Genomic DNA, 15,052 nt, shown 5'->3' on the forward strand with positions numbered 1-15,052 from the left:
TCTTAGCTCACCTCTTTTTTCTTAAGCAATTCAACCATTTTAGGTACTATCTCGAAGATATCTCCAACCACTCCAAAATCACAATTCTCGAAAATTGGTGCACTTGGATCCAAGTTTATTGCCCCTATTCTTCTAGAAGATAATATGCCAACTAAGTGTTGCACTGCACCAGAAACTCCCAACGCTATATAAACTTTAGGCCTAATTGTTGTACCAGTTTGGCCAACTTGTCTATCCTTAGGATACCAACCCATATCTGCCAATGGCTTAGAAACTCCCACTACACCACCTAATAATGAGGCGAATTCCTCTACCATCTTTATATTTTCTGGACTTCTAATACCCCTACCTACACCAACTACTATATCTGCTTCCGCTAATATATTCCTCTTCTCTATAACTCTATAATCCAATACCTTAAGTCTGGTGAATAGATCATCAATTTCCTCTCTTACTAATTCTCCTTTTCTACCCGGAACTCTTGGTAATGGCATAAACACACCAGCTCTGACTGTAACCATTACTGGTCTATGTCTAGGACATATTATGGTAGACATTTCTTTACCTCCGAAGTCTGGTCTTGTGGAAAGTAAAACTCCTTTATCATCTACATCGAAGTTAGTACAATCCGCAATTAATCCAGTATTTACTTCAATTGCAGTAGTCGATGCTAGTTCTCTAGTGTTTTTAGTTCCGGGGAAAAATACCGCCTCTGGCTTATACTTCTTTATAACAGTGGCCAATGCCCTAGTGTACACTTCGTTATCATATCTATCGAATCCCTTAGTTTCAACGAAATATACTTTGTCTGCCCCATATTCAAAAGTCTCATCTATTAAGGATTTAGTAGCCTCACCTCCGACTATTACTGCAGAGAGACTAGTATCCATTAGATCTGCAATTCTTCTCGCCTCCCCCATAATCTCAAAAGACGCTCTATTTGGTTTCTCTCCTATATGATCAATATATACCCAAATCTCACCATTTACTTTGACCTTAGGTTTAGGCTTCACATATTCCTTTAATGTACTCTCATCTTCTTTTAACGAGTCGAAAATCTTATCTAAAAACCATTTCGCAGCTTTTTCCACATCTTTCTTACCATCTATTACCTCAGCTTTTCTAGTTTTGGGTGGAGGTTGAACTTTTATTACCTTAGTCGGAGATCCAGCCAAACCGATTTTGTCTGGCTCAGCCTTAATATCATCCTTATTCCATACAGTAACTTTAGCCGTCTTAGCTTTGATCAGGCTTAATATATCTGGTTGCCTTGGCTTATTCGCAACTTCCAATATGGTTAATACTGCGGGAATAGGAGCCTCAATAATTTCTTCATCAAATTCAGTGGTCCTAGTTACCACTATTTTGTCCTTTTCTAACTTCTTTATTTCACTGACATAACCAATAACTGGGACTCCAAGCCATTTTCCAGTCTGAGGTCCTACTTGTTCAGTCTCTCCATCAACTGCTCTTCTACCAAAGAGTATTAGATCCGCCCCACCCAACTTTTGAATTGCCTTAGATATGGTATAGGAGGTTGCCCAAGTATCAGCTCCAGCCATTGCCCTATCGCTTATCAGATAAGCTTCATCAATTCCCATGGCTAGGGCCTCCCTGAGTGCCGAGTCAGCTTGAGGGGGACCCATTGTTATAACTATAGTTTTCGCTCCGTATCTTTCCTTTAATCTAACAGCCTCTTCTATTGCGTGTAAATCTGGGGGATTAATAACAGCTGGTACTCCTTCCCTTACCAAATTATTAGTTACTGGGTCAATCCTTAGCTCATCCACATCTGGGACCTGCTTTATTGAAACAACAACTTTGAGGTCCGGCAATTTTACCTCTATAATGAGTATTCTTGATAGTTTTTAAGATTTCACAAAAAAAGGATGTAATTTAAAGTCCTCGAGTGTAGAGTATAAAATAGTCCCTTTATTGCAAGGATTTCAATGAATCAAAATAAAAATTGTGAAAGAGATAAAAAGAAAAAGGAAATATTATATCTTATACTACTCTTCTTTCCTTCAAAATGTCTTCAATATCAGTAGTCGGTTTTCCTTCAAATTCTATTACATCTTGTGCTGGTGGATTATCCAAATATGATGGAGATCTTTCAACAATTCTTTGCTCGTAAGTTGACACTAGTTCGTTTTGATAGAATACGCCAATTGGTATTCTGTCTCCCCACTCCATACTTTTCAATATAGCCTTACTCATCTTGTCCTCTGCTTCTTCTGGCTTTTTAACCACTGGATCCCAACTTGGATCGTCATCTAACTTGTAAACTCTCTTATCATAATACTCTTTAGTGTGAATATCATTGTAAGTTGGACAAGGTTGCAATACATCAATCATTGCTAATCCCTTATGCTTAATAGCCTTCTTAATTATCTCCTTCAAGTGTTTTACATCATAAGCATATCCCCTTGCGACGAAAGTGTATCCAGCACTTATCGCAAGAGCTATCGGGTTTACGTCGGAATTAATATTGGGTTTTGGTAAACTCTTAGTCTTAACACCTAACTTTAGTGTGGGTGAAGCTTGACCCTTAGTTAATCCGTAAACACCATTATTGTGAACTATTACAGTCAAATCTACATTTCTCCTTCCAGCACTTACGAAATGACCAACACCAATACCTAATTGATCTCCATCTCCGCCATTTACAATAACTTCCAAAGACGGGTTAGCCAATTTTACGCCTATGGCGAAAGTTAATGCCCTGCCATGTAAAGTGTGTACTCCACTTACTGGTAACCTAATAAAGTGAGGAATCTTTCCAGAGCAACCTATACCGCTTACCAACACTACCTTTTTGGGATCTAAGCCAAGTTCTTGGATTGCTTGCTGCTCAGCGCTTAATATGCCGAAATTACCACAACCTGGGCACCAATCGTTCCACTCTACCTTAAGCGCCGCCATGTAAGACCACCTTCCTTTCTCCTTTTTGAACAACTGCTTTTATAGCTTCCTTTACTTCATCTCTCATCATGGGTCTACCATTCCACTTTAATATATGATGTGTAGGTTCAATCCCAGTGTTCAACTTTAACACTTCTCCCGCTTGCCCAAAGTAATTACTTTCCACATCGATTATAAACTCTCTCCCGCTTAATAGCTTCTTCATTAGGTTCTTGGGGAATGGACTAAACATTCTTATCTGAATTAACATTGGTTTAATTCCCTCACTCTCTAACTCTTCCATAGCATCCAATATGGCTCCCTTAGGAGATCCCCAAGTTATTATGGCTATCTTTGAATCAGTATTTCCGAAGATATTAAGCCTGGTCTCCTCTGGTATTTCCTTATCAGCAGTAAACAATTTCTTTATCCTCTTTTCATACATTTTCTCCCTATTTTCACTAGCTTCCGCTATGAACCCATATTCATCATGTTCATCTCCAGTATAATGAATCCTAGTTGCACCCAATGGGGCAAATGGGGATATCCCATCTTCAGTTATTTCAAATCTCTTTAATTCTGGTGTACTTGAATTAATTACAATCTTACCCTTTTCTATCCTTATGTTCTCCATTCCTAATTGTTTCTTGGGAATAATTGAATATGAATTCGCTAGCGCCTTATCTACTAAGTGTATCACCGGCGTTTGATACTTTTGGGCCAAGTTAAGTGCCCACGTACCATCGTGGAAGGCTTCGACGTGATCACCAGATGCGATAACTATTCTGGGGAACTCACCATGTCCTGCGTTTAAAGCGAACATTAAATCAGCTTGAGACGTTCTAGTTGGCTGACCCGTTGAGGGACCTCCTCTGATATAATAAGTGATCACAACTGGTACTTCGTTCATTCCAGCCCATCCCATTCCCTCAACCATTAAGGAGAATCCTGGACCAGAAGTGGCAGTAGCTGCTCTCACTCCAGTTAAGGCAGCACCGGAAGCCATATTTATTGCTGCTAATTCGTCCTCTGCCTGAACAACCACTATTGTAGATTTTCTTTTTTCTCCAGTTTTAGGATCTACAGTGAATACAGTTTGATGTGCCTCTATGAAAACGCTCTCATCGCTTGCTGGAGTTATTGGATAGTATGACTGGAACCTTAATCCACCATAAATCTTACCTATGGCCGCTGCCGTATTACCATCTAAGTTTATTTTGTCCTCATTGTTAGGTAATTCAGGAAGATTGTACATCGGTTGAACTGCTTGCATTGCTAATTGTGCAGCTATAGTATTAATTTTAGCGAAGACTTCTTGCCTAAACGTTCTGGTTATAGAGTTTAATAGGTATTGCTCTTTTAATCCCAACAATTTGTAGGAAGCAGCTATGGCTATGGTGTTCCTAGCTCTATCAGCAACGCTTAGCTGTACCTTAGCCTGGTCTGCGACCTTCTTCAAGATCTCCATGTAATCTATTGGTATTACCTTAATGCCCTTCTCTTTCTTTAAATAGTTTATTACGTCTTTTACTGTAGTCCCATAACCTTTTTCTTTCAAGAATTTAACCACATGTTCAGTTATTTCTGGTTCCATGCTCTGGACTTGTTCAGCCTTGGTACTCTCAACCTCAGTACTATATATTAATACGTCTTTTACTTCATTGAAATGCTGAAATATGGTTTCAGCGTCGAAGCTAGTTAGAATCTCAACTTGCTGGGCTATGCTTCTTGGTGGTTTATCGCTAATAGTTAGATTAAAGTAAGAATGTCTGCCTTTGATGTTGGAGTAATACTCCCTGTTTCCATATATGTAATAACCGCTAGCAGCTACGGCATTGCCAAAAATATTAGCGGAAGTGTCTACACCTGAACCTTGGGCTCCGCCTATCATCCAGCTTATTCGCATGAGTTATCAGTATATAATTATAGATATAATGGTAAATAAGAGTATCCCTACTAAAAATATGAACTTACTTCCTAATGTTTAAAAATATTAGTGAGGTGGTTTATTATATTATGTAAATCTAATAATAACTTAAGAATTCATAAACTGGATTTTCCTTCAGTACAAACTTTCCAAACATTAGACTAGAGTATCTGAGAAAGATTTAAATTGACTACATAAGTTATGTAACTATATAATATCGGCAATTATAGTTTTGTGAAAGTTTTCACTTATTTGAAAAGTTCTAGTAATTATAAAGCTACATTGGATCCAATTGAAAAGATCACATAACTTTTCTATGCTACCTTTATTAAGGTACTGCTACATAAATATTCCAATGAACAGAGAGTTAACTGTAAAATTCGAAGATGATACAGAAACTTTCTATTTGATAAACGATAACGGATTAATAGTTAAGATGAATAGAATTATACCAAAGAAAATCGATATCCTTATAGTTAGGCAGACTGATCGGAATAAAGTTCATGATGCAGTTAAAATGGGCTATAAACTGTTCGAATGCAACAGTATATCTAGAGAGGATTGTTTAGTTAAAGTATTGAACAGCGTGTTTCCAAACTGCAAAACATGTAAGTTCATGTAATTGATAAAAAATATTTATTTATGGAACGATTCCTCATAAAACATTTCATAGATATATGTTTTAGATCTTACGTTTAAAGATTACAGTAATCTATTTAAACCTATGCTTTAAAGTATAAATAGGATGAGTGAACAGATAAAGATAAGGAAGGCTATTAAGGAGGATTGGGAGAAAATTTATCAGTTATACAATTCTTTGAGTGATGAGGATCTATACTTAAGATTCTTCCACCTCTATAGGATAACTGAAGAAGACGCAAAGAGAATAGCGTCTAATGAGGATCACGTTACATTCCTAGCAGAAGTTGATGGAAAAGTTGTTGGAGAAGCTTCTTTACATAAAGATGGAGAGTTTTCACTAGTTGTGGATAGAAATTATAGGGCTCTAGGCATAGGAACTTTGCTAGTTAAAACACTAATTGAAGAGGCTAAAAAGTCTGGTTTAAATGCAATAAGATTCTACACCTTACCAGAGAATACTCCAATGATAAAAATTGGGAGAAAGCTGGGCTTCAGGTTAAGGTTCTACGAAGATGAAGTGTATGGAGAAATGAAATTAATGGAAAAAGAGGTAAACGTTAATTTAGCGACTTCTCCCTAAGGCTTCTTACCTTGTTCTGACTCCCTTATATAAAGCATATTAGTCAAGTTGGAGTAATACAGATCTGACTGGGACGTTCAGTAATAACCTTTCGGTCAAACTTCAAGCATAGTGTCAAGAGGATTTGAAAAGTTAAATGAATACAAATAACATTAACCTTATGACTTATCTGAAACTGTTAGCAACGACACTGTTACGTATCTAATAAAAGCTTTTTATCGTCTTTTATCGACTGAATAACAATGAGCAGTTACGATGACGTAAATAGAATATTGAGAAGGGCTGAAAAATTTAAGAAAGACGCGATTAATGCTTATAATGAGGGATATTATGACGTATCTTGCTTCTATGCGGAACAAGCTGTACAGCTTAGAATTAAGGCTTATGTATTAAAAAATCTTGGATTTCTACCTAGAATTCACGCAATAAGAGAATTGCTTTCAATAATATATAAATATAATCAAGACGAAAGGATAAGGGTATTTATAAATGAGAAAAGAAATGCTTTGAAACAGCTGGAAGAGGGATACACTGAAGCTAGGTATGGCATGATAGATTACAATGAGGAAGACGCTAGGGAGTGTTTAAATATAATGGAGGAACTATTTAATTTAATATGAAAGTTGATCCCTATATCGAGTTTGTTAAGGAGAAGATGAATATTCTTTCAAATTTTCCTCAAATAGCGATAATAATATATGAGGTGATTAGAAAGGTCCTTGAAGAATATGATATAAATGCTGAAATTTTTTTTTTCGGTTCAGTAATAAATGGTAAATTTACCGCAGTGAGCGATATCGATGTTGCAATACTGGCAAATAAAGTCCCAGAAAAAAGAAAGGAGATCATTAGGGAAATTTTTGAAGCACTTGAAAGTAAAGGATTACCTTGGTGGCTACCATTAGAAATTCACTTCTTCACTCTCTCCATGTTTAGCGCCTTTAAGAGAGGAGGTGCTAATTTCATTAAAGCTGAAGATTTTCTTTGTGGATTGCTTTGATCTTTATCAAAGCTAACACTAAACGCACTTTTGATTCAATGATAGATTTAGAATTTAAGGAAAATAGATGAGCTTAACATCTAAGGAAATTGAAGCGCTCACCAAGAAACTGAAAATTATAAAATTCAAATGGAGGAGAGAACTTAATTTCTTTGAGATAGTGTTTCAAATACAAATAATTCAATAAATAAATAGAGACGGAAACATCTTATCATAACTTACTGGGAGTAAAATTCAATTATACCTTTCAATATGAGGGGTTAATATTTCATTATAATATAAAATAACGGACCCCTAGTTGTAGACCCTAAACTGAGTGAGAGTATACAGAATCGGGATTCTTCCCTTATATTCCCATTTGAAGATAGATACTGGAAGAGAATGAAATGATAATAAAGAACGTTTTACACTAACAATGCCAGGAACTATTATTCAAATAACGGTTAAGGGGAAGGCTTCTCATTGATTTCTTGATTATCTTTATCATATGCATGATATGTCGATTTAAGGCTTCAGTAAAGATAAGAAAGTAGGTTGAGCATGTGGAAGAATGAACCCATGGTATTCATCATAAAATTAGCTTTTTATGTAAAACGGCAATTATATTTTTTCCTAGCAGATTTGTTCTATCTTAATCGGTCTCGGGCGGCTCAGGATTCCATTGCGATTTCAATTTATTTCTATAGAAGTAGATAGGAGAAATTGATTCTACATTTCGAGTAACACTAATAGGGGACGAGCATGAGGTAATACCATGGAACTGCCAACTGTTAACGAGGTAACCCTCTACGGCATTCAGCTAAGGGAGCTCGTAGAGAGACCCGGACAGAGCTTAACCCTCACGCTCGCCCCCAATATACTTCCGGAAACGCATTATTAAACAAATTGGTCAAGGAGATCGAGAAAATGGCCTTGGAGGAGGCTGAGAGGGTGAGTCCCAACTACCTCGGTCTCATATTCCATATAGATAATTCAAACTCATTTTTCTGATATATAAAGAAAAATTCTTTAGAAGGATATAAAACAAATTTGATAATAGCTTTTGTAGGATATTTTCCTCTTTATCCTACTAGGTGGAAAATCGATTTAATCTATGGAATGTCTCACCAAAAACATCTTGATCTTCTATTTCTTATCACATTTTCATATTCATAAGGAAATTCATTTTTAAGATATTCCAATGGATAATCATATATAGGGATATCATTTTCCTTTTTATCATTCAAGTCTTTAGTTCGAGACCTGAATACCTGTTTTAACTTCTCCATAAAATGTATTATTAATCGAATATGTTTGATTAGAAGCGAAAGGTATTTTTTCGAACTGATAGAGCTTATCATAAAGTTACTTAGGGTAAACGTATTAATAAACAAAGTCGTTTATAAAGTTTCTAAACCTTACTGTTATAACGTGATTATAATGTTAATAAGCATAATTTATAAACTCTAAAGTTTATAATTATTTATGAGTGAAACTTCACCAGAAGGTAAGATAATCTTGTTTATTAAAAAGAACGGTCCTGCAACACTTCAAGAAATAGCAGATCATCTAGGAATCTCTAAAATGGGAGCGTACAAACATATAATAAAACTTGAACATGAAGGATTAATTTCAAGAAAAGTTATAAAGAAAGAAATAGGTAGACCTATATATGTTTTTAATCTAACTGAAAGTGGAAAATTGTATTTTACCAATTCTGACTCTCTCATTCTATTAAAATTCTTAGAGTATATTAAAAGAGAAGGAAAAGACGAAATAGTAATAAAATTTCTTAAAGGTAGATATAAAGCGTTATATACTGAATATAAGGATAAACTAAGTAAAAAGGAATTAGATGAAAAGGTAGAAATTCTAGCTAAATTAAGGACTTCTGAAGGATATATGGCAGAAGTTAAGAAATGTGGAAATTCATTTGAATTAATTGAATTTAATTGTCCAATTTATAAGATAGCCTCTATATATGAAGAGGCATGCTCAATGGAAAGAGAGTTATTTTCTAAAGTCTTAGATGCTGAAGTAGAAAACTCTCATAGACAAGTCAATAACTCAAATGTTTGTAGATTTATAATAAAACCTAAAAGCAAAGCATTTTATAGCTGAATTGTTCCTAGGGTGATTTATGTTTTCTTCATGAATTGCAATTTGTGAATATTGTAGATATAAAAATGTTAACGTTAGTAATACTTTGTGAGTTGCTTCAGAGTTATACAAAAAGTTTGTAGATTACTCGTTAAGTATTACCTATGGGAAAGAGTGCGTACAAGAGAGAATGGCACAAGTACGACGAGAACATCATAACTAGCTAATGTTCCCCTTCTACGTATTCGAACATTGATGGGATTTATTAGCAGAGGAGAACAGAAGTGCTGGGACAAAGTATAAAGCTCCGAAAGAGTTCAACGACTTCTTAGCCTTCCTACACCTCTTCCCGCCTTATAGGGGCATAGAAGGAGTATTAAGGGCCTCAAAACAATTGAAGAACATCACGATCAGCCTCGATTACTCAATGGGAGAGAGTGAGGAACATGAACATAACCTTCCCCAAGGCAAGTAATGAACTTGAAGTAATTGCAGATACAACCGGTATTAGCACAAACACGGGAGGACAATACATCGTAGCAAAGTGGGGTAAAATCAAGGATTCAAAATTTCTCAAGATCGAGATAATAATGAACAATAACGAATTCAACATGGTAAACGCTGAGGTTACCAGCAACGAGGTGGAAAGCGCTGTAAAAACAATTAAGGATCTCCAAGATAAGGGTAAGAAGTTTTATGGAGATAAGACATATGACGCCAACGAAGTGTACAAGACTGGAGTTAAGGTTGTAGCTCCTCCCAAGAAGAACGCTTCTACTAAACGCGGTCATCCTGCTAGACGTAAGACTGTACGAGAGTTCAAGAAGTTGGTTATGATCGTTGGAGAGAGGGTTATGGATTAAGTTGCGGGTTGAGTCCTTGTTCTCTTCTGTAAAGCGTAGTTTCGGGGAATCGGTTAGGACAAGTTTTGCCGGGCAAGTAGTTGAGGCTAAGGCCTTGGACCTACGCATGGATGGACCACTTGGCAAATTGTGTAGTCGGTAGTGCTCCAGCTATTAGGGTGTGATCTCGAGAAGAATATTGAAATAAATATTAATTACTGAGAAATTCTCATTGCGTCATATTATGTTTACGAAATAAATTGAAGAGATCAACAAAGCATTTTTCATGGAAAGGTTTTTATACCGGAAGCTCCCTGCCCTCGAGGCTTTCGGTTGTAAAAATAACTTTATTATATTCAGCATAGACTAATTAGCATGAAGTTACATATAATTTTGATCGCAGTTATTGCCGTTATATTAATTGTATCTGGTATTGTTATTCTGGTTCATAATGTTTCACAACAGCAGACAAATTTGACAAAAGTGGTATTTCCTGACCAAAACCAAATTTCTTCAATTTTAGGGAATGGGTGGAACATAACTGGTTTATTTGAGGAGAATTACAGTAGTGCAGTTAACCAACAATACCCTGGAGGTACAGCTTTATTTCAAGAATACATCCAAAAGGGAAATCAAACGATAACGCTCAGCGTAATTCAATTGAACTCCTCAACCACAACATTAAAAGGAGTTAAGGTTGGAAAGTATCTGGTTTCCGCAAACATAACCGGTAATTCAAGCAAGTTTGACCTGAGTAGTATAGAGAACCTAGAAATAGAAACATTGAAGAGTGGAAATGGTCTTAAACCAGAGCTCAACCAGCTATTATTCCCAGCTAATAGTAGCGTTTCACTGTTGGAGTTTGGCAACGCTATAACCAAAAACTATACCCTTTATTTCGAAACCATAATGTATAACAACTCATATATCTCAATAGATCTAGCGAACTCGTCAAACATATCATCGCTATTTACCTATTTATTGAGAAGTACTGGACAGAACGTCACAGTATCAACCATTAATGGTATGAAGTACTTTAATTTGAGCTTCGTTAGTCAGTATGGTAGTGTTTACTACTTTGTAGGAATTAAGGACAATTATTTAATATTCATGCAATCCCAAATGCCACAAGCTTTTCAATTCTTTGTGGGAATATCCAATAAAGTTTAGATTTTAAGTTTCACTTAGTTTCTTATTTGAAAACATTTTATAAATTACGTCATTTATCATCCATATATAAACAATGTTACCACTAATCAATACTAGGGGTAAATCGATGCTGTTGAAATGAAATTTTTGGCTCTTACTAATCCGGCGAAAATAGAGGTATATATTTCACTTGTGTTCTTGAACATACCTACTTGTAGTGGATAATGTGGTTGTATCTAATAGCACTCCTAAAGTTACAATTAGAACTGCCGAAGGAATTGAGACATAAGTAGCACCTTCAGTTAGTGCCACTAGACTAGCCATTGCAGGGGACCACTAATACCTTGAGTAATAACTTATCTAAACGAGACGGTACCCTTAGCTAATTCCTTATTTTCCTTCAGAACCATATCATAAAACGGTTATGTTAAATACCTTTCTTCAAAATGTAGAAATATGAGATTTAAATTTTTTTAAATATTTAAACTTAATCAGAACACATCCACATTCATGTCGAAGATATTTTTTGGCAAGTACGCTGTAACTATCCAGTTGGGAACATCGACTACCTCACTGACCCTAAGATTTACTGCAACACTAGCCAATATATAAGCCTCTACTGGGGTCATGTGTTTGGACAACATAGAGATTATTCCCTTAATAGCCTTTTTTGCCGCATTCCACAAGTTAGGATCTATACCGGGATAAGCTATATATTCGTCATATTCCATTTCCTTTACTTTCTTGGCTACGAAGAGTGGTTGAGTTAGACCAACATTTTTAATTAACCTAACCTTCATTGTAACCTCCATGAGGGCCTCTATTGCAGTTCCACATACCTCACCATCTCCTTGAGCCAAGTGAGTATCACCTATGGAAAGTAGCGCTCCACTTACAAACACTGGGAGATATAACTTAGTGCCTATGGTTAAGTGCTTTATGTCCATGTTTCCTCCGTTTTCTCTGGGAGGTATTGTACTCAGCTTTCCCCTATATGGTAATGCAGTTCCTATTACACCAGGGAAAGGATATATGGGGACTTTAACGTTTAAATCACCAAACTTGGCGTAAGCGTATCTCTCATCAACTTTCCAAATCTTGAGGGCAGGGCCTTGGAGATCTATAGGTGCAGTATATTGTTCATCAGCAAGAAATCCAAATCCAGGGAGTACTCCAGTCCATCCCCATCCCTTATGCCTAAAATCCAGAAACTCTATTTCTAAAGCATCTCCAGGTTCTGCACCCTTTACCTCTATGGGACCGGTTAATGGGTGAATCTTAGAGAAGTCTAGTTTTAGTAGATCCTTTTCTGTAGATGAGGGCGTGACTTGGCCATCAGAGGCCTCTTTAGTCTCTACTGTTATAATATCCCCATCAGTTATCGTCATAATTGGGGGTAAGGAATTATCCCATTTGTTGTGGGTTATTGCATGAATAGTATATTGCATAATATTAACTCTCCTTCTTTACTTATAAGTGTAGAGTGTTCACTTGTTGCTTTCTAGCATTGATCTCAGCTGATCCCTTACCAATTTCTTGTCGAGTTTGCCAGTACTAGTTTTTGGTATTGAATCGACGAATATTATCTTGTCTGGAAGCCACCATTTTGGAAATTTATTTAACGACTTCAAGTACTCTATTATTTCATGTTCACCAATCTCTCTCCCTGGCTTCTTTACAACAAGGGCAATTGGCCTTTCGCCCCACTTTTCATCCTTAACTCCAACAACTACTGCCTCTAATACCTTCTCATATGACATGATAGCGTTTTCCAGATCAACGCTACTTATCCACTCTCCACCACTTTTAATTAAGTCCTTTAGCCTGTCTACAACTTTCACGCTTCCATCTGGATTTATCCTTGCCACATCTCCAGTCCTAAACCACCTAATTTGTGTATCGGGTTTATCGTTAAGATACATTTTAGTTACAAACGCCCCTCTTGCCACTAACTCACCGGTCGATTTTCCATCCCAAGGTAACTCATTTCCTTCTGGGTCCATTAATGTAATTTCAAACGCTGGAATTGGATAGCCTTGTTCTGACATCCTCTCTATATTATCGCTCTTGTTCACCGTAGCTATAGCCTCAGTTTCAGTCATTCCCCAAGCGTGATAAGTCTTGACTCCAAGTTCCTTCAGTTTCTTGATCAATCCTAGTGGTGGCTCAGCACCACCAGTAACTACGACCTTTAGTGGTAGATCCAGATTCTCCCTTTCCACGTAATTTACGACATCAATCCATATAGTCGGAGCTCCAACTCCCACCGTGACCTTGAATTCCTTTATCAATTTTACTATATCCTCAGCCTTAGGCCTAGGACCAGGTAAAACTAATTTTGCCCCGGTCATAAGTGACGCAAATGGTAAGTCCCATGCTGATATGTGAAACATGGGAACTATTGGCATTACTGTGTCAGAAGATGAAATACCTAGTACGTCGGCTGTTAATAGTGAGAGAGAGTGAATGAATATACTCCTATGACTGTATACAACTCCCTTTGGCTTCCCGGTTGTACCCGAAGTAAAACAAGCTATTGCACCCTCCTTTTCATCTACGTCACTGAAGTCCTTGGTCGGTTCTTGTGAATTTACGTTTTCATCATATGTTTCATCAAAGATGAAAGTAGGTAAGGTGGAATTCCTATAAGCTATGTCCTTGTCCATAAATACCGCTCTGTCACCTATTGCCTTAATTACATAATCCATTTCAGATTCGTGAAACCTCACATTAACTGTATGCAAGACTCCGCCTAGTAAAGGAACTGCGAAGTACAACTCTAAATGTCTATGAGTATTCCACGCAATTGAGGCAACTGTTTCCCCTGCTATACCATTGGCCTTCAAGAGAGATGCCAATTTCCTAACCCTTAATGCGAAATCAGAATATTTGTAACGGACTATTCCCTCATGGGTTCTAGATATGATTTCTCTATCTTTATACAATTTTTCTATTCTCCAGAAAATGGATTTAATATTGAGATTGTAGTCCATTATTGTTGAATCCATAAGTATTTATCACATTTTATTCTAATAAGTTTTTTAATTTATTGAGTTCACGTTACTACTAGGGATAAATGGCGGACCTCACTCAGATTCCAGTTAGGATTACCATCATTAGCCTAGTTCATCTAATTAGTTTTGCTATAAATTGTGAGAACTTAGACGGTAACTGAGACATTTAAATCTGCCATAGAAGATTTTGATTTATCTCTTAAAGTCATTTAGTCTACTTATTCCAGTTTTCATTATATGATAACCAACTTCAAATGCCCAATATGTCATAGAAGAAATACCGCCTTAGTGATTAGTACCCAACCTATTCTATATCTTTACCCAGAAGAGCACTTGTCTTTTCATATATGCCAAAAAATGGGATTAGATATATGTGACAAATTCATTGAAATTGCAAGTAGATATGGAACATACTCTAACGAGGCAATAAATAAACTTAGTGAAATTGTTAGCACAGTAAAAGGGCTAATAGCATCAAAGGATGTGACATTAGGTAATTTAATAAATGAGGGAGAGGAGATCATGAGAAGAGCCGAAAATTTATGTAGAGATAGGAAAAAGGATGACTACTATAAATGTCTGAGAGAAAAAGGAATTGAGGAGGGTAGACAAAAAATTATAGAAGCTATGATAAGTTTCTACTCCCAAATTGGCTTATACTCATGATAAGGAGTCTCATCTGAAGCCTCTGAGAGGACTTCCTCAATGTCTTTTTTACTTACCTCTCCCCTATATTTTAGTATTACAAAGGCCTTAAGTTCCTTGAAGTCCGGTTTAACTTCTACACTCTCTATACCGCTTATGGTCTTTAACGCCCTATTAATTCTATTAACGCAATTATTACAATATACACCGCTAACCCAAAACCTTAACTCCCCCATACTAAGATTTTTCAATATTTTGTCTATTTCTGCCATA

13 protein-coding genes and 3 pseudogenes are annotated in these 15,052 nt (G+C 36.5%); 9 read left to right on the forward strand and 7 right to left on the reverse strand.

Annotated features, from left to right (window positions below; genetic code table 11):
* Positions 1-2: 2 nt before the first annotated feature.
* From J5U23_RS03405 to J5U23_RS03415, 3 genes are all read right to left on the reverse strand, one after another.
* Positions 3-1,835: an FAD-binding protein gene (locus J5U23_RS03405; protein WP_218259457.1), complete on the reverse strand. Its 1,833-nt coding sequence runs from the start codon at positions 1,833-1,835 to the stop codon at positions 3-5.
* A gap of 169 nt (positions 1,836-2,004) precedes the next feature.
* Complete coding sequence (locus J5U23_RS03410; protein ID WP_218259458.1) at positions 2,005-2,922, reverse strand: 2-oxoacid:ferredoxin oxidoreductase subunit beta; 918 nt, start codon at positions 2,920-2,922, stop codon at positions 2,005-2,007.
* Positions 2,909-4,807 carry a 2-oxoacid:ferredoxin oxidoreductase subunit alpha gene (locus tag J5U23_RS03415; protein ID WP_218266962.1) on the reverse strand — a complete coding sequence of 633 codons (1,899 nt, stop codon included), beginning with the start codon at positions 4,805-4,807 and terminating at the stop codon, positions 2,909-2,911. Before J5U23_RS03415 ends, J5U23_RS03410 begins: the two co-directional genes overlap by 14 nt.
* 337 nt (positions 4,808-5,144) lie before the next feature.
* Here J5U23_RS03415 and J5U23_RS03420 point away from each other — a divergent pair, with 337 nt between their 5' ends.
* The 8 genes and pseudogenes from J5U23_RS03420 (at position 5,145) to J5U23_RS03455 (ending at position 11,141) form a co-directional block, all read left to right on the forward strand.
* Complete coding sequence (locus tag J5U23_RS03420) at positions 5,145-5,450, forward strand: hypothetical protein (protein WP_218259460.1); 306 nt, start codon at positions 5,145-5,147, stop codon at positions 5,448-5,450.
* Positions 5,451-5,573: 123 nt separating this feature from the next.
* Positions 5,574-6,050, forward strand: a complete 477-nt coding sequence (locus J5U23_RS03425) for a GNAT family N-acetyltransferase (protein WP_218259461.1) — start codon at positions 5,574-5,576, stop codon at positions 6,048-6,050.
* A gap of 242 nt (positions 6,051-6,292) precedes the next feature.
* Positions 6,293-6,670, forward strand: coding sequence for a HEPN domain-containing protein (locus tag J5U23_RS03430; protein ID WP_218259462.1), 378 nt, complete (start codon positions 6,293-6,295; stop codon positions 6,668-6,670).
* Positions 6,667-7,050, forward strand: a complete 384-nt coding sequence (locus J5U23_RS03435; protein ID WP_218259463.1) for a nucleotidyltransferase domain-containing protein — start codon at positions 6,667-6,669, stop codon at positions 7,048-7,050. The genes J5U23_RS03430 and J5U23_RS03435 overlap by 4 nt, the downstream gene beginning before the upstream one ends.
* 754 nt (positions 7,051-7,804) lie before the next feature.
* Positions 7,805-7,995: pseudogene (locus J5U23_RS03440) on the forward strand (IS256 family transposase); the annotation flags it as partial.
* Positions 7,996-8,346: 351 nt separating this feature from the next.
* Positions 8,347-9,150: pseudogene (locus J5U23_RS03445) on the forward strand (helix-turn-helix transcriptional regulator).
* 143 nt (positions 9,151-9,293) lie between these two features.
* Positions 9,294-10,156 (forward strand): annotated as a pseudogene (locus J5U23_RS03450) (transposase).
* A 190-nt stretch (positions 10,157-10,346) separates the two neighbouring features.
* Complete coding sequence (locus J5U23_RS03455; RefSeq protein WP_218259465.1) at positions 10,347-11,141, forward strand: hypothetical protein; 795 nt, start codon at positions 10,347-10,349, stop codon at positions 11,139-11,141.
* Positions 11,142-11,306: 165 nt separating this feature from the next.
* Here J5U23_RS03455 and J5U23_RS03460 read toward each other — a convergent pair whose 3' ends face one another.
* The 3 genes from J5U23_RS03460 to J5U23_RS03470 form a co-directional block, all read right to left on the reverse strand.
* A complete protein-coding gene (locus tag J5U23_RS03460; RefSeq protein WP_218266963.1) occupies positions 11,307-11,444 on the reverse strand; it encodes a hypothetical protein in 138 nt (45 codons plus the stop codon).
* A 167-nt stretch (positions 11,445-11,611) separates the two neighbouring features.
* Positions 11,612-12,568, reverse strand: a complete 957-nt coding sequence (locus J5U23_RS03465; RefSeq protein WP_218266964.1) for an acetamidase/formamidase family protein — start codon at positions 12,566-12,568, stop codon at positions 11,612-11,614.
* A 39-nt stretch (positions 12,569-12,607) separates the two neighbouring features.
* On the reverse strand, positions 12,608-14,128 hold the full coding sequence (locus J5U23_RS03470; protein ID WP_218266965.1) for a long-chain fatty acid--CoA ligase: 1,521 nt from the start codon (positions 14,126-14,128) through the stop codon (positions 12,608-12,610).
* Positions 14,129-14,371: 243 nt separating this feature from the next.
* Between J5U23_RS03470 and J5U23_RS03475 the strand changes: the two genes are divergently transcribed.
* A complete protein-coding gene (locus tag J5U23_RS03475; protein WP_244988814.1) occupies positions 14,372-14,800 on the forward strand; it encodes a hypothetical protein in 429 nt (142 codons plus the stop codon).
* Here the strand turns inward: J5U23_RS03475 and J5U23_RS03480 are convergent.
* Positions 14,773-15,051 (reverse strand): heavy-metal-associated domain-containing protein, encoded by a 279-nt coding sequence (locus J5U23_RS03480; protein ID WP_218266966.1) that lies wholly within the window; start codon positions 15,049-15,051, stop codon positions 14,773-14,775. The two genes, J5U23_RS03475 and J5U23_RS03480, sit on opposite strands and share 28 nt — an antisense overlap.
* Position 15,052 lies beyond the last annotated feature (1 nt).

It is taken from the genome of Saccharolobus shibatae B12, from assembly GCF_019175345.1.
Taxonomy (GTDB): Archaea; Thermoproteota; Thermoprotei_A; order Sulfolobales; family Sulfolobaceae; genus Saccharolobus; species Saccharolobus shibatae.